The 15,224-nt window shown below is 67.3% G+C and carries 15 protein-coding genes; 8 read left to right on the forward strand and 7 right to left on the reverse strand.

Features of this window, described 5'->3' with window-relative positions:
• Positions 1–17: 17 nt before the first annotated feature.
• Positions 18–320 carry a GNAT family N-acetyltransferase gene (locus VG543_RS18240; RefSeq protein ID WP_005417588.1) on the reverse strand — a complete coding sequence of 101 codons (303 nt, stop codon included), beginning with the start codon at positions 318–320 and terminating at the stop codon, positions 18–20.
• Positions 321–529: 209 nt separating this feature from the next.
• On the opposite strand from VG543_RS18240, the gene VG543_RS18245 reads away from it, so the two are divergent.
• Entirely contained in the window at positions 530–691 is a 162-nt protein-coding gene (locus VG543_RS18245) for a hypothetical protein (protein WP_167692790.1), read from the forward strand.
• 39 nt (positions 692–730) lie between these two features.
• On the opposite strand, the gene VG543_RS18250 is transcribed toward VG543_RS18245, so the two are convergent.
• Positions 731–1,357 carry a rhomboid family intramembrane serine protease gene (locus tag VG543_RS18250; protein ID WP_180846708.1) on the reverse strand — a complete coding sequence of 209 codons (627 nt, stop codon included), beginning with the start codon at positions 1,355–1,357 and terminating at the stop codon, positions 731–733.
• Positions 1,358–1,364: 7 nt separating this feature from the next.
• Entirely contained in the window at positions 1,365–2,930 is a 1,566-nt protein-coding gene (locus tag VG543_RS18255) for an oligopeptide:H+ symporter (protein WP_423178127.1), read from the reverse strand.
• Positions 2,931–3,093: 163 nt separating this feature from the next.
• On the opposite strand from VG543_RS18255, the gene VG543_RS18260 reads away from it, so the two are divergent.
• Entirely contained in the window at positions 3,094–3,942 is an 849-nt protein-coding gene (locus VG543_RS18260; protein ID WP_021203014.1) for an endonuclease/exonuclease/phosphatase family protein, read from the forward strand.
• A gap of 131 nt (positions 3,943–4,073) precedes the next feature.
• On the opposite strand, the gene VG543_RS18265 is transcribed toward VG543_RS18260, so the two are convergent.
• Positions 4,074–4,685, reverse strand: coding sequence for a superoxide dismutase (locus tag VG543_RS18265; RefSeq protein WP_005410310.1), 612 nt, complete (start codon positions 4,683–4,685; stop codon positions 4,074–4,076).
• 219 nt (positions 4,686–4,904) lie between these two features.
• Between VG543_RS18265 and VG543_RS18270 the strand changes: the two genes are divergently transcribed.
• Both VG543_RS18270 and VG543_RS18275 read left to right on the forward strand, forming a co-directional pair.
• Positions 4,905–5,357, forward strand: a complete 453-nt coding sequence (locus VG543_RS18270) for a ribonuclease domain-containing protein (protein ID WP_423178129.1) — start codon at positions 4,905–4,907, stop codon at positions 5,355–5,357.
• On the forward strand, positions 5,357–5,770 hold the full coding sequence (locus VG543_RS18275) for a barstar family protein (protein ID WP_019660448.1): 414 nt from the start codon (positions 5,357–5,359) through the stop codon (positions 5,768–5,770). The genes VG543_RS18270 and VG543_RS18275 overlap by 1 nt, the downstream gene beginning before the upstream one ends.
• A gap of 102 nt (positions 5,771–5,872) precedes the next feature.
• Here VG543_RS18275 and VG543_RS18280 read toward each other — a convergent pair whose 3' ends face one another.
• Positions 5,873–7,639 carry a hypothetical protein gene (locus VG543_RS18280; RefSeq protein ID WP_423178130.1) on the reverse strand — a complete coding sequence of 589 codons (1,767 nt, stop codon included), beginning with the start codon at positions 7,637–7,639 and terminating at the stop codon, positions 5,873–5,875.
• A gap of 10 nt (positions 7,640–7,649) precedes the next feature.
• Positions 7,650–8,249, reverse strand: a complete 600-nt coding sequence (locus VG543_RS18285; RefSeq protein ID WP_233653948.1) for an NfuA family Fe-S biogenesis protein — start codon at positions 8,247–8,249, stop codon at positions 7,650–7,652.
• A 90-nt stretch (positions 8,250–8,339) separates the two neighbouring features.
• On the opposite strand from VG543_RS18285, the gene VG543_RS18290 reads away from it, so the two are divergent.
• From VG543_RS18290 to zupT, 3 genes are all read left to right on the forward strand, one after another.
• Positions 8,340–8,690, forward strand: a complete 351-nt coding sequence (locus tag VG543_RS18290) for a 4a-hydroxytetrahydrobiopterin dehydratase (protein WP_279937567.1) — start codon at positions 8,340–8,342, stop codon at positions 8,688–8,690.
• Positions 8,687–9,103 (forward strand): energy transducer TonB, encoded by a 417-nt coding sequence (locus tag VG543_RS18295; RefSeq protein WP_423178132.1) that lies wholly within the window; start codon positions 8,687–8,689, stop codon positions 9,101–9,103. The genes VG543_RS18290 and VG543_RS18295 overlap by 4 nt, the downstream gene beginning before the upstream one ends.
• A gap of 98 nt (positions 9,104–9,201) precedes the next feature.
• Positions 9,202–10,011: a zinc transporter ZupT gene (zupT, locus tag VG543_RS18300; RefSeq protein ID WP_019660453.1), complete on the forward strand. Its 810-nt coding sequence runs from the start codon at positions 9,202–9,204 to the stop codon at positions 10,009–10,011.
• A 539-nt stretch (positions 10,012–10,550) separates the two neighbouring features.
• On the opposite strand, the gene VG543_RS18305 is transcribed toward zupT, so the two are convergent.
• Positions 10,551–11,525, reverse strand: a complete 975-nt coding sequence (locus tag VG543_RS18305; RefSeq protein WP_423178134.1) for an RluA family pseudouridine synthase — start codon at positions 11,523–11,525, stop codon at positions 10,551–10,553.
• Between the two features lie 407 nt (positions 11,526–11,932).
• On the opposite strand from VG543_RS18305, the gene rne reads away from it, so the two are divergent.
• Positions 11,933–15,220, forward strand: coding sequence for a ribonuclease E (gene rne / locus VG543_RS18310; RefSeq protein WP_423178135.1), 3,288 nt, complete (start codon positions 11,933–11,935; stop codon positions 15,218–15,220).
• Positions 15,221–15,224 lie beyond the last annotated feature (4 nt).

Below are 15,224 nucleotides of genomic sequence, written 5' to 3' on the forward strand. Positions count from 1 at the left end.
GCGTGGCCCGCTGGCACTCAGCCAACGAGCAGGTCGTGGTACTCCTCGTGCCGCTGCAGGAAAGCCTCGGCGTAGGAACAGGCCGGCACCACCTTGTACTTCTGCTCGCGGGCGAAACGCAGTGCCACGCGGGTCAGCTCACCGGCGATCCCACGGCCGGCGATCGGCTCAGGCACCTCGGTGTGGGTGATGACCATGCGCTTGCGCTTGATCTGGTAGTCCAGCACCGCCAGCTGTCCACGCACACGGGCGGTGAAGCGATGGTTGGCCAGGTCGTGTTCGACCTCATAGGCCAGACCGGGGGGCGTGACCGAAGCCATGGAACTGTCTCCTGCGGCGACTGCGTGGATGGTGCGCAGCCGGGCGCCATGATCGCGTGAAGCCTGAACAGGGGCAAGTCTGATCCATTCACGTCAGTTTGCGACCCTCAAGCTGGAGCGCTGACGGCCGCTATCGCCTGTGGAGGGGTACGGCCAGCTTGGCACGCCCCTTGCGACCGTTGACCATGCGCACCCCCGCGGAGGCTCCGATGCACCCCAGCGATTCCCATTCAGATACTGACCGCGCCCTGCTGGAGGGCCTGCTGCAACTTGCGGTGGAAGGGCAGACCGAAGACCAGGATTTCCAGCGCATCGGCGAGGAAGTGTTCGCCCGCCTGCTGGATACCTACGGCCAGCAGCACACGCTCTGAAACGGGGCGAATCGTCACCGATTCGCCCCGCTACCCGCTTCAACCGCCGCCGAGGCGGAAGGTCGGGTTGGAAAGCTCGCGCAGGAAGTGGGTGAAGATGCTCGGCTGCATGGCCAGCATGAAAATCACACCGAACGCCGCGCCCGCCAGGTGGGCGCTGTGGTTGATGCGATCACCACCGCGCTTGTCCATCCAGATGCTGTAGCCCACGTAGAACGCGGCATAGACAATGGCCGGTGCCGGGATGAAGAACACCAGGATGATCGACCACGGCTTGATCAGGATGAAGGCGAACAGCACCGCCGACACCGCCCCGGATGCCCCGAGGCTGAGGTAGTTCGGGTTCTTCTGGTTCTTCAGGTAGCTGGGCAGGATCGAGACCAGCAGCGCACCGATGTAGAACGCCGGGTAGGTCAGGTAGCTGCCGGTCAGCTGCACCATCACGCTCTCGATGAATCCCCCGAAGAAGAACAGGGTGATCATGTTGAAGATCAGGTGCGACCAGTCGGCGTGGATGAAGCCATAGGTCACCAGCCGGTCGTACTGGCGATGGCGGTCGACGGCCGGCGGCCAGAGGATCAGGCGGTCGGCCAGCTTGCGGTTGTTGAACGCCATCCACGACAGGAGGGCGGTGATGGCGATCAACAGCAGATTGACGGGGGTCATGTCAGGCTCAGGCGCTACGGTAGTTGTCGACCATACGATAGCGTTTCGCGTACCAACCGAAGGCCAACGCCGCGACGAAGGCGAAACCGGCGAAGAAGAACATCAGGAATGCCGCCTCGCTCAGGCCCGTACTGGCGATCTTGTGGGTCACCGCATCGTTGCGCACGGCAGCGTTGGACAGCAGCACCCACAGGTTGCCGATGGTGGTGGTCAGGTTCCAGAAGCTCATCACCACGCCCTTCATCGCCTGCGGCGCCTGGCTGTAGGCGAACTCCAGGCCGGTGGCCGAGACCAGCACCTCACCGAAGGTCAGCAATGCATACGGCAGGATCTGCCAGAAGATCGACAAAGCGTTGCCGCCGTCCATCACCACCTGGATGCCGCCGACCACGATCCAGGCCAGGCCACTGAAGGCGATGCCGGCGGTCATGCGGCGCAGCGCGGTCGGCTCCAAGCCGAAGCGGCGCAGGGCCGGGTACAGCACCAGGTTGTTGAACGGAATCAGGATCATCACCAGCAGCGGGTTCAGCGCCTGCATCTGCGAGGCGCTGAACCAGCTCGGCATCTGCATCTGCTGGCCCTGCAGGACCCAGGTCGAGGCCTTCTGGTCGAACAGCGAGAAGAACGGCGTGGTCAGCGCGAAGATCACCAGCACGCGCAGCACCGAGCGCACGCCTTCCACGGCTTCGGCTGGATGCTGGCCACGGGCCCGGTCCAGCTGCCACCAGGTGCCGCCACCGATGCCGGCGAGAATGGCCACCAGCGCCAGGCACAGGCAGATCACGATGCCGAGCGAACCGACCAGGCCGAACGACGCCGCTGCCAGCACCAGGCCGAGCACGGCGATCACCAGGCCCGGGCGGCCCTGGCCGGCCACGCGTGCGGTCAGCGCAGTGCGCACCACGTTGGCGAACGAGTGCGGGTCCTTCGGTGGCAGCGGCACCAGCACGTAGCGCTTGCGGCCCAGCCAGAACACGAAGGTGGCGATGAACATCAGGATGCCCGGGATGCCGAACGCCCACTGCGGGCCCCAGTTCTTCAGCGCCAGCGGGATCAGCAGCGAGGCGAACAGCGAGCCGAAGTTGATGATCCAGTAGAAGGCGTCGAAGACGATCTTGGCCAGGTGCTTGTTGCTCTGGTCGAACTGGTCGCCCATGAAGGAGGCCACCAGCGGCTTGATGCCACCGGCACCCAGGGCGATCAGGCCCAGGCCGAGGAAGAAGCCCTCGCGGCTGTTCTCGAACAGGGCAAGGCACAGATGGCCGGCGCAGTAGACCAGGCTGAACCAGAGGATGGTGTGGTACTTGCCGAAGAACCTGTCGGCCAGCCAACCTCCGAGCAGCGGGAAGAAATACACGCCGATCATGAAGCTGTGCATGATGTCCTTGGCTTCACCGGCACGGCCTTCGGCTGTGATTTCCTGCAACAGCAGCGAGGTGATCAGGAACTGCACCAGGATGTTGCGCATCCCGTAGAAACTGAACCGCTCGCAGGCCTCATTGCCGATGATGTACGGGATCTGGCGCGGCATCTTTCCCTGGCCGGCGATGGGGGCAACTGCGTCGTGGCTCATCCTGTAAGGCATTCCTGCAAAGCGAAAGGCGCAAGGTTACCGGAACCGGGCCTTGCGAAGCACGCTGCAGGGCTGCATGACAACGGTGCCCATCCATGGCAGGCAACCGCGCTCCGTGCCGGAAGTCACGGCACCTGCACGACAAAAGCGTAAACTTATCGTTATGCGCCCCCTCCCCCCCGCCCGTCTCCTGCTCAGTTGCCTGATGCTGCTGATGGCGTTGCAGGCACAGGCGCGGCCGCAGGCACCGGCCACGGCGGCCAGCGAAAGCGGCTCCCGCCAGCTGACGGTGGCCGCGCTGGAGCTGCCCAGCCACGATGATGCGCAATGGAAGTTGCGCCGCGAGCAGGTCGCGCAGTTGCTGACCGACCTGCAGCCGGACGTGATCTCGGTGCAGCAGGTGCTGCAGCAGCAGGGCCGCAACCCGGCCTGCTGGCTGGCCAGCCGGCTGCGTTACAGCTGCGACTTCGTCACCGCCGATCCACCCAGCCAGACATTGCGGCATGGCAACGCGATGCTGACCCGGCTGCCGGTCAGCGAGGACGGCGTGACCCTGCTGCATCCTCCCGGCACCTTCAGCGCGGCCGGCATGATGCGGCTGAAGCTGGGCGAGGCGCTGGTCAACATCTATGTGGCACGGCTCCGCCCCGACCCGGACGAGGCCGCCGCACGCCAGCACCAGACCAGCGACCTGATGACCTGGATTGGTGCCACCGCCGAGGGCATGCCCAGCCTGATCGCCGGCGACTTCTCGGCCAACACGATGGAACTGGTGCGCAGCACGCCGGGCTTCCAGCCGGCGCGGCGCAATCCCGGCGGCCGAGCCGAGGCGCCTGCGGCCAGTGGCGGGGGCAGCACTGGCCATGGTCTGGATGTGCTCTTCCAGGTCAAGCATTTCGACGGCATCCGCCAGCAGCCGATCCTGCTGCCGGCCGACGGCGACCTGCCCGGCCTGCGCCTGGGCGTGATGGCCACGTTGCGCCTGCAAGGCAATACGGCCACCGCCGAATAGGGAGTACCGGCCGCTGGCCGGCTCCCCGGGGATCTCACGATTGCCGGCCAGCGGCCGGCACTACCGAATGATTGCTGCAACAGAAAAGGCCGGGTTTTCCCCGGCCTTCTCCGTTCATCCCATCACCGCGATCAGGCGATCGCTTCCTGGTAACGGCGCTCGACTTCGTTCCAGTCGATGACGTTGAAGAACGCGCCGATGTATTCCGGGCGACGGTTCTGGTACTTCAGGTAGTACGCGTGCTCCCACACGTCCAGGCCGAGGATGGGGGTGTTGCCTTCCATCAGCGGGCTGTCCTGGTTGCCGGTGCTTTCGACCACCACCTTCTTGTCCGGGGTCACGCTCAGCCACGCCCAGCCGCTGCCGAAACGGGTCAGCGCCGCCTTGGTGAAGGCGTCCTTGAACTTGTCGAAGCCGCCCAGGTCCTTGTCGATGGCCTTGGCCACGTCGCCCACCGGGTTGCCGCCAGCATTGGGAGCCATCACGGTCCAGAACAGCGAGTGGTTGGCATGGCCACCACCGTTGTTGCGCACCGGACCCTGCAGGTTCTCCGGCAGCGACTTGAGCTTCTTCACCAGTTCTTCGACCGGCAGGTCAGCGTATTCGGTGCCTTCCAGCGCCGCGTTGACGTTGTTGATGTAGGTCTGGTGATGCTTGGTGTGATGGATTTCCATCGTCGCCGCATCGATATGCGGCTCCAGCGCGTCGTAGGCGTAGGACAGCTTGGGCAGGGTGTAGGCCATGATGCATCTCCTGATTGCGAGGGCACCCGACGATGTCGGGCGGTGCGCCGTGAATGATGGGGACAGACCCGCAGATTACCAAGGGGGATGTAAAGGAAATTGCGTCCTGCCAGTGAGCACGACGGCAATTGTTACGCAGCAGTGACGCGGCACTCTCCTCATGCGCCATGCAGCGCGCAGGCGCTACAGTGCGTGCACCACCCTCGCCCGCCCCTGCCCATGCGCAACCCCCGGCTGCTGATCACCGCCATCGCCCTGCTGCTGCTCGGCCTGGTCGCCAACCATTTCCTGCAGCGGCCGCCGGCGCCACAGTTCGCACCGGACCTGCAGGGAACACCGACCGCACGGGCGCCTGCCACGGCCACGCCCGGACGGGACAACGGCCTCCCCGCGTTCCTGCCCGCCGAAGCCCTGCAGACGATCGCGCTGATCCAGCGCGGCGGGCCGTTCCCGCACCGCCAGGATGGCAGCACGTTCGGCAACCGCGAACAGCAGTTGCCGCAGCGTCCGCGCGGCTACTACCGCGAATACACCGTGGACACCCCCGGCGCGCGCACCCGTGGCACGCGCCGCATCGTCACCGGCGGCGATCCGCCGGAGGCGTGGTACTACACCGACGACCACTACGAATCATTCCGCAGCTTCACGGTACCGGCCCAGGGAGCGCAGTGATGAGCCATGACGATTTCGGCCTCGGCCTGCACGACATCAACAATGCCGGTGTCTACGCCATCGACAGCGACGACATCGGCGCCCTGGCCGCCGCAATGCGCGATGCCGGGCTGAAGGTGATCCGCATCGATCTGGAAGGGGTGGCCGACAAGCGCACCCTGCTCGCACGGCTGGCCGCGCAGCTGGATTTTCCGGCCGGTTTCGGCGGCAACTGGGATGCGCTGTCGGACAATCTACGCGACCTGCAATGGCTGCCAGCCAACGGCTATGCACTGTTCCTGTGCGACGTGGACGCGCTGCGCGCCACCGCGCAGAAAGACTTCGACACCCTGCTGGACGTGATGGACGAGACCAGCCGCGACTGGCTTGGCCGCGACGTCCCGTTCTGGGTGTTCCTGTCGCAGAGCGCGTAAGGTCACTGCCGTGGTGGACGCCGACCTTGGTCGGCGCTTCTGCGCCAACCAAGATTGACACCTACCCAAGCGAGCCTGCCAGGGCGTGGCGCGCTCCCTAGCCTACCGGCTCCCGTTATCTTCCTGCAGTTCTTTCTTGAACGGAATGTCCGGCGGTGGCCGCGCCACGGCCGGCTGGTCCTGCATGTTCGGATTGGTAAGGCCACAGCCACCACCGGCCTGCAGGATCGAGATCACGCAGGAAATCTTCGTATTGGTACCCGGCAACGGAATCTCCATTGCCTTTATTCCCTTGCGCACCCACTCGGCCAGCAGCGATTCCTGCGGGACCCAGTATTTGTCGAATGACGTGGGCGTGTAGTCGTAAGGCGGTCGCTTCAACCAGGTGCCCGATTGCGCGATGCGTTCCTTGCTCCAGCCATCGTTGGCACCACCGGGCGCACCGCGCTCGGCACGTCCATCGCCTTCCTGGCCCGGCACGCGGACGCTGCCATCGGCGTTGAACAGGCCACTGCCCTTGCCGGTGGCGCTGGCCTGGCGGGCGCCCTTGTCGGCGCCGTCCTGTTTGCGGCTCGACGCCCCCCAGTCATCGCCCTTGGCGGGCGTGGCCCAGTTGCCCGGATCGGGGGCCGGGCGCGCTCCAGCCTGGGCCGGTGCCGTGCTGGAGGCGGACGGCCGTGGCGTGCTGCTTTCGGCCTGGCGCGCACTGCCACTGGCCGCAGGCGCGGCCGTTGTCGCTGGCGCGCTGCCGCTGGACGTTGAAGGCGCCGCCGCGGGTGCCGACGCGACTTCGCGCTCGCGCACCTGCAGGTCACGGCCTGCCGGCGCTCGCACGGTCGGCTCGCGCCCGGCCACAGCAGCCATCCGTACCTGCGGATCGACCACGGCCTGCACTTCGCGCTCGCGCACCTGCACATCGCGCTGCGGCACACGGACCTGTACATCGGCCGTGCGCAGCGGCTGCGATATCGCCGGTGCATCGACCGTACTGATTTCACGCTCCTGCACCGGGATGTCACGCAGCTGCGGCGTCCGCACCGCGATCTCCGGCGCACGCAGTGCGGCCGGGGCCGGCGGCACCTGCACCGGCTGCACACTGCGCTCGCGCACCGTCGGTACCGTGTCGCGCGGCACGATGCTGATCTCCGTGCGCGGCACGCTGACAGGTGGCACCACGAAATCCGTACTGGCCTCGGCTACTTCGGTGGCCTGCACCGGAGACGGCGGCGGTGCCGCGACCGGCGCCGGCTCGGATTCGGCGGGCGGCGGCGGCACGCTGGCCACTGCAGCCGGAGCGGGTGCGGACGCAGCTGCCGACGCGGACGCCGGACGCGGCTCAGGCGCCGTTGCGGCCCCTGCGTTCTGGCCAGCTGCAACCTGGCCCGGCGGTGCAGCGGCCGCCGCTTCCGCACCTGGCTGATCGCCGCCGCCTTCCTGGGTAGCGCGACCGACGAACTCCACCTGCACGCGCTCGCCCTCGGCGCCTTGTTCTTCCGGTGCCGAGGTGCGGATCACTGCCACCCATAGCAGCAGCATGAAGAACAGCAGATGCAGCAGCGCGCTGGCCAAGGCCGAGACCCAACGCATCCAGCGCTGGTCGCGCGGCGCAGCATCCCAGTCCTGCCAGAACAAGCGGCGCAGCGCCTGCCACGGCGACAGCTGCGGCGATTGACCGGGTGGCCCCGGCAACGGTCGGGGCAGCAATACCGCGATCACGTCGCGCGCGTGGTACGGTCGCGGCAGCGGCCCCAGCGAGCGCAGCCACAGCGCCCAGCCATAAGGCAGGCGCGTGGTCTTCTCGAGGACGGCGCGGGGCTGCTGGCGCGCCAGCAGTAGATCGATGAGTTGCTCGGCCCGGGTCAGAGGCACGCGTCAGCGATCAGGCGACGTTGTCGCGCGGGATGTACGGCGCGTGGCCGCTGTCGTGGTCGGTCGCGTCGCGCACGGCGGTCACGCCCGGCACGCGGCCCATCAGGGTCTTTTCGATGCCCTGCTTCAGTGTCACGTCGGCCATGCCACAGCCCTGGCAGCCACCGCCGAAGCGCAGCAGTACCACGCCGTCGGCCGAGACTTCCTGCACGGCCACCTTGCCGCCATGCGAGGCCAGCTGCGGATTGACTTCGTTCTCCACCACCCAGTGCACGCGCTCGACCAGCGAGGCCGCATCACCGGGCGCTTCACCCTTGATGCGCGGCGCCTTGATGGTCAGCTGCTGGGTACCGGCACTGCCGGCGACGATGTCGATCTCGGCCCCGTCCAGCCAGCCGACGCTGCCGGCATCGACGTACAGGGTGAATCCTTCGCAGTCCACCGCCCACTCATCGCCGAGCAGGTCGGTCGGTTCGGCGAACTCCAGCCGGGCGTCGGCGCGCGGGGTGCCGGGGTCGACCGCGCTCAGGCGCACGCCCATGCCGGGCACGCCCTCGCGTTCGATCAGCTTGCGGAAGTGGGTCTGGGCAGTGTCGGAGATCTGGATCATCAGGCTATTCTAGCCAAGTACGCGTCAGCCGCTCATTCGGTTTATACACCGTCCGGCGCATTGTTCAGTCAACACGAGGTGGAGATTCCCATGGCCGACCTGATTCCACTGGCCCAGGCCCGTTGCGTGCCACGCAAAGGCAGTGACCACAAGCTCGGCGAGGCCCGCCTGGCCGAACTGCTGCCGCAGGTTCCCGGCTGGGAGCTGAGCGAGGGCAGCCAGGCCCTGACACGCACCTTCCGCTTCAAGGATTACTACGCCACCATGGCCTTCGTGAACGCGCTGGCCTGGATTGCTCACCGCGAGGACCACCATCCGGACCTGGGCGTGCACTACGACCGCGCTGTGGTGCGCTTCTCCACCCACGATGTGGGCGGCCTGAGCGAGAACGACTTCATCTGCGCGGCAAAGACTTCGGCCCTGACGGAGCAACTGCCATGAACATTCGTTTGCTGAGCCTGTCCCTGATCGCTGCGACCGGCCTGGCCGGCTGTGGTGCCTCCGAGCCGCCGGCGCCGCCAGCGACCGCGCCGACCGAGGTGGCCGCGGTGAAGACGCCGCCGCCGCAGTACCCGCTTGAACTGGCCTGCATGGGCGTGGGTGGCACCAGCACGTTCAAGGTGACCATCGGCACCGACGGCAAGCCGAGCGAGGTCGCCCTGCTCACCGGCGCCGGCAACCCGCAGCTGGACGAACTGGCCAAAACGGCCGTTCAGGGCTGGCAGTTCAAGGCTGCCACCCGTAACGGCGCTGCCGTGCCGGCCACCATCCAGGTGCCGGTCAGCTTCAACCCGCCGCAGCCGAAGCCCGATCAGTGCTTCGCGATCGAAGAACGCTTGCGCCGCGGCGGCTGATCGCGCGCGCCCCGACGAGGCCAGCCGACGCCCGCCTCGCCCTCCCCGCCCCGGGCTCATCCGGGGCGGCTGTCTGTTGACCAGGACCGCGTCGGTACATGCTGCAGATTCCCCCCGAAAATGTCTGGATCGCACTGGCGGTCACCCTCGCGGCCGGCCTGGCCACCGCCATCGGCAGCCTGCTGGTGCTGTTCTCGCGCCGCCCCAACCCGCGCCTGCTGGCCTTTGGCCTGGCCTTCGCCGGCGGCGCGATGGTCTACGTGTCGCTATCGGAAATCCTCAACAAGTCCATCGCATCGTTCGCCCTGGCCTATGGCGAGCGCAGCGGCTTCACCTACGGCACCCTGGCGTTCCTGCTGGGCGTGATCGTCATCGTGCTGATCGATCACTTCATTCCGAATCCGCATGACAGCCTGGATAAGCAGGACCCCGCGTTCCGCGAAAACAGCCGCGAGTACCTGAAGCGGGTCGCGCTGCTGACCTCGGTCGCGATCACAGCGCACAATTTCCCGGAAGGGCTGGCGACCTTCTTCGCCACGCTGGAAAGCCCGTCGGTGGGCATGCCGCTGGCCTTTGCCATTGCCATCCACAACATCCCCGAGGGCATCGCGATCGCGGTGCCTGTGTACTTCGCCACCCAGAACAAGGCCTATGCATTCAGTGCCAGCCTGCTGTCCGGCCTGGCCGAGCCGGTGGGCGCGGCGCTGGGCTACTGGCTGCTGTCAGGATCGCTGTCGCACGCCACGTTTGGCTGGGTGTTCGGACTGATCGCCGGCGTGATGGTGTTCCTTGCGCTGGATGAGCTGCTGCCGGCGGCCAAGCGTTATGCCAAGGGCCACGAAACCGTGTATGGCCTGGTGGCCGGCATGGGCACCCTGGCGATCAGCCTGGTGTTGTTCAAGTGGTGAGGGGTTCCCGGCCAACGGGCTGAGCCCCCTCGCGGCTGGCGGAGCGACATTCCGGGTTGGGCCGGCCGAGGTGGGTTTGCGGGGGTCACTTCACCTTGGGGGCTTGGGCGCGCCATCCATGGCGCTTACACTCCCGCAAACCCACCTCGCCCGGCCTCTGACAGGCTATAGGCGTGCCAGCCGCGCGATGAAAGAATGAAAAAGCGAAGCCCGCGCTGCGCGCGTGAGTCGAGCGTGGCTCGACTCTACAAGGGCTGCGTGCGGGTATGGGTCTACGCTGCGGCTGTCAGGTCCGCCTTGTAGCGAGCCGAGCACCGCAGGTCCGGCGAGGGCGAAGAGGCGCGGGTGTCTGAGCGCAGCGAGTTCCGCGCCGCCCCTCGGCGGACCGAGGAGCGCAGGGTACCGGCGCGCAGCGCCGGCTCGCGGATGGCGGCGTGTTTCTTTGGTTACTTTCTTTGCACGAGCAAAGAAAGTGACGAGCCCACTCATCGCAGGGAAGCGACGGCGCCGACCAAGCACCCGGCGCCGCCGAACCGCCGTCAGCGCAGGTGGTCCAGCGCCTCAACCAGCTCATCGGCCAGCGGCGCGTTCAGCACGTATGGGCTCTTGCCGTCATCCAGCGCGAACTCCAGCGAAGCCGCGTGCAGAAACAGGCGCTTCAGCCCGATCTGCTCACGAAGCCGCTTGTTCACCGCCGGATCGCCGTACTTGTCGTCACCGGCCACCGGGTGGCCCAGATGCTGGGCGTGCACGCGGATCTGATGGGTGCGGCCAGTCTCGATGCGCACCTCGCAGTACGAATGGCCGCCGCGGCGCTCCAGCACCCGGAAGTGGCTGATCGATTCCTTGCCGATCGCGTTGACCTGCACATGGCGCTCGCCGCCCTGGCGCAGGCCCACGTGCAGCGGCGCGTCCACAGTCATCACGCCATCGGGCATGCGCCCGGCCAGCAGGGTCAGGTAGCGCTTGCGGATGCCGGCGCCATGGTCTTCACGCAGCAGGGCCTGCAGTTCACTCAGCGCCGAGCGCTTCTTGGCCACGATCAGCAGGCCGGAGGTGTCGCGATCCAGCCGATGGACCAGCTCCAAGGTCTGCCCCGGGCGCAGCGCACGCAGGGTCTCGATCGCCCCGAAGCTGATGCCGCTGCCGCCATGACTGGCCACGCCAGAGGGCTTGTTCAGGGCCAGCAGGCGGGCATCCTCGAACACGATGGCCTGCTCCAGGCGGCGCATGAACGCCTCAGGTGGACCAGACTTGTCTCCCTCCTCGCTGAGACGCACGGGTGGTACACGCACCTCATCGCCCGCCTCCAGCTTGCGCTCGGCCTTGGCGCGACCGCCGTTGACCCGCACCTGGCCACTGCGCACCAGCTTGTAGACCAGGCTGCGCGGGGCCCCCTTCAGCTGGCCGAGCAGGAAGTTGTCCAGGCGCTGGCCGGCGCGGTCGGCGGGAACGGTGATCATGCGCACGGAAGGCTTGTCGCCTGCGGGCTTGGTGGGGTCTTGGGCGGTCATCAGGCTGTTTATTCTGTTACACTCGGGGGGCGAGATAAGGGATTGATTTCGTTGGAAGTTACTCAGGGCCAGAAGCCCAGCTTCCGACGAATCCGGCACAGTGCGCGACCACCGCCCGCGGGGCGGCCATGTTAGCGGCTCACCGGCCTTCCCGGCCATCGCCGGATGCCTGACACGCAACCGTGCTGAACATGTCCCGCGTGGCGCTCCAGCCTGGCTGACAGCTGCCTGCGGCCCTGCAACACCCAAAACCCATAAGAGTGAAGCGCTCCCGCGGCCTGCCGTGGTGTCGTAGCGCTGGAAACCCAAGCCGCCCTCCCCGCGCTTGCGCGAATGGGCGGCGAGCCGTGTCCAGAGGCGAAACCCCATGGCGTTCCGCGCGGTAGCCGCTTGCGAGGAACGCAACAATGAAGCGAATGCTGATCAACGCAACGCAGGCTGAAGAGCTGCGTGTTGCCATCGTGGATGGCCAGTCGTTGTATGACATCGACATCGAGCAGCCGTCGAAGGAACAGAAGAAGTCCAACATCTACAAGGGCCGGATCTTCCGCATCGAGCCCTCGCTGGAAGCGGCCTTCGTCGAATACGGCGGTGGCCGCCATGGCTTCCTGCCGTTGAAGGAAATCTCCCGCGACTACTTCCAGGCCGGCGTCGACCACAACAAGGCCGGCATCCGCGAACTGCTGAAGGAAGGCCAGGAGATCGTCGTCCAGGTCGACAAGGAAGAGCGTGGCAACAAGGGCGCCGCCCTGACCACGTTCATCTCGCTGGCCGGCCGCTACATGGTGCTGATGCCGAACTCGCCCAGCGCCGGTGGTGTGTCCCGCCGCATCGAGGGCGAAGACCGGGCCGCGCTGAAGGACGCGCTGGACAAGCTGAACATTCCCGACGACATGGGCGTGATCATCCGTACCGCCGGCGTCGGCCGCGATGCGGAAGAACTGCAGTGGGACCTGGACTACCTGCTCAACGTCTGGCGCGCCATTGCCGAAGCCGCGCTGAGCAAGCCCGCTCCGTTCCTGATCTACCAGGAGTCGCGCCTGATCGTGCGCGCCCTGCGTGACTACCTGCGCGCCGACATCGGCGAGATCCTGGTGGACACCGAGGAGATGTACGAGCACGCCCGCGAGTTCATGCAGCAGGTGATGCCGCAGACCCTGCGCAAGCTCAAGCACTACAAGGACGACATCCCGCTGTTCAACCGCTTCCAGATCGAGTCGCAGATCGAAGGTGCATACGAGCGCAACGTGCGCCTGCCGTCGGGCGGCTCGATCGTGGTCGACCAGACCGAAGCACTGACCGCAGTCGACGTGAACTCCTCGCGCGCCACCAAGGGCAGCGACATCGAGGACACCGCGTTCCAGACCAACCTGGAAGCGGCCGAGGAAGTGGCCCGCCAGCTGCGCCTGCGCGACCTGGGTGGCCTGGTGGTCATCGATTTCATCGACATGGCCTCCAACAAGCACCAGCGCGAGGTCGAGAACCGCTTGGCCAACGCGCTGAAGTACGACCGGGCCCGCGTCCAGGTCGGCCGCATCTCGCGCTTCGGCCTGCTGGAAATGAGCCGCCAGCGCCTGCGCCCGAGCCTGGGCGAGTCCAGCCAGATCGTCTGCCCGCGCTGTGACGGCCACGGCCGCATGCGCAGCGTCGAGTCGCTGTCGCTGTCGATCATCCGCGTCGCCGAAGAGCATGCGATGAAGGAGAACACCGGGCAGGTGCTGGTGCAGGCCCCCGTGGAGATCGCCAATTACCTGCTGAACGAGAAGCGCAGCGCCCTGCGCGAGATCGAGCAGCGCCACGAGGCGCCGATCGTGATCGTGGCCGACGAGCAGCTGCATACCCCGCACTACACCGTCACCCGCCTGCGCGAGAACGAGTTGGGTGAAGAAAGCAGCAAGCCCAGCTACCAGCGGGGCACCCCGCGCAAGCTGCCGGTGCACGCGCTGACCAAGGGCCAGCTGAACATCCCGCCGCCGGCGGTGACCCAGGTCAAGCACACCTCGCCCGCCCCGGTTCGCGAGGAAGTTGAGCCGGCCAAGGCAGCCCCGGCCCCGGTCGCGGTCGCACCGACGGCCCCGGCCCCCAGCGGCGGCGTGATCGGCTGGCTCAAGCGCGTGTTCGGTGGCGAGCCGGCCCCGGCGCCGGCGCCGGCCGCTCCGGCGGCGCGTCAGTCGCAGGACGGTGGCCGCAAGGACCGCAACAAGGATCGCAACAAGGACCGCAAGGACCGTCGCGACGACAGTCGTGGCAATGGCAACGCGCAGCAGCAGAAGGATGGCGGCAACCGCAAGGACCGCGGCGAGCAGCGCAAGGACGGCCGCAACGGCAACAACGGCAATGCGCAGCAGCAGCCGCAGCAGGGCAAGCAGAAGGAGCCGCAGCACAAGGATGGCCAGCAGCAGCCGCAGCAGCAGAACAAGCCGCGCAACGAGCAGCAGGGCCAGAACCAGAACCAGCAGCCGAAGCTGAAGCAGCCCAAGCAGCCGCGCCCGCAGCAGCAGGACGGTGACAAGCCGGCCGAGAAGCCGCAGCGCAATGCCGCCGAAGCAGCTGCCGAAGCCGTGACCGCAGCGGCAGCCGTAGCCGCTACGGCCGTCGCCGCCAACGGGGTGAACGCGCTGGAAGCCACCGCGCCGGTGACGCCGGTTGCTCCGGCACCCGCCGCTCCGGTGGAAGCCGCTGCGTCGGCCGACACCGCTGCCAACGCTGGCAGCGCGGCCGAGGTGACTGCGGTTGCCGGCGAGGAGGCTGCAACCGACACCAATGGCGAGCAGGCAGGCGAAGGCGCAACCCGCCGTCGTCGTGGCCGTCGTGGTGGCCGTCGCCGTCGTCGCGGTGGCACCGAGAATGCCGTCGGCAGCGACGCCCTGGGCGATGACCAGGACGATGGTGATGACGGTGAAGACACCGACGGCGCCGAGCCGAGCGTCAACAACACCGCCGGAACCGCTCCGGTTGCTGCGGTGCAGCCGGTCCGTTCGCAGCCGGAGTTCGACTTCGATGACGAAGTCGAGCCGATCGCCATCGAAGCCGGGAAGCCGGCCCGCGCTGCCGCCGCTGCGGTTTCCGCACCGGTTGCGGTGGTGAGCAGCGCCGTGGTCGAAGTCGCCGCCCCCGTCGCGGCTGAAGCGCAGGCGCCGGCCGAGGCTGCTGCGAAAACTGAAACGGTGTCCTCGCCGGTGCAGACCAGCATGCTCGATGCCATCGACGCTGCGACCCCGGTTCAGCCGGTCGCCGACGCCACTCCGGTGGTGGACGCTGCCGCGCCGGTGATCGAAGCAAAGCCGGTTGTGGCTGAAACGACCGCAGTGGCTGAAGCCGCTCCGGTGATCGAAACGAAGCCGGTCGCGGTCGAGGCCGCGCCGGTCGTGGAATCGAAGCCGCAGGTGGTTGAAGCAACCCCGGTGGTTGAAACCAAGCCGGTGGCCAGTGAGAGTGGCCCGGTGGTGGAGGCCGCCCCGGCCGTTGAAGCCACGCCGGTCGTCGAGACTGCGCCGATCGTGGAACAGCCGGTCGCGCCGGTGGCGGTGGAAGCCGCGCCGATCGAGGCCGCTGCCCCGGTCGCCGAAGCCGTGGTGACGCCGTCGATCGATCCGGTCGCCGATGGCCATGCCGGCGCCGCAGCGCAGGCTGCAGAAGCCAGGGCCGATGAAGAAGACGAAGAGGCCGCCAAGCGCACGCCTCCGTCGAACTGATCGC

The sequence above is a fragment of the Stenotrophomonas sp. CASM101 genome (assembly GCF_049384845.1).
Taxonomy (GTDB): Bacteria; Pseudomonadota; Gammaproteobacteria; order Xanthomonadales; family Xanthomonadaceae; genus Stenotrophomonas; species Stenotrophomonas hibiscicola.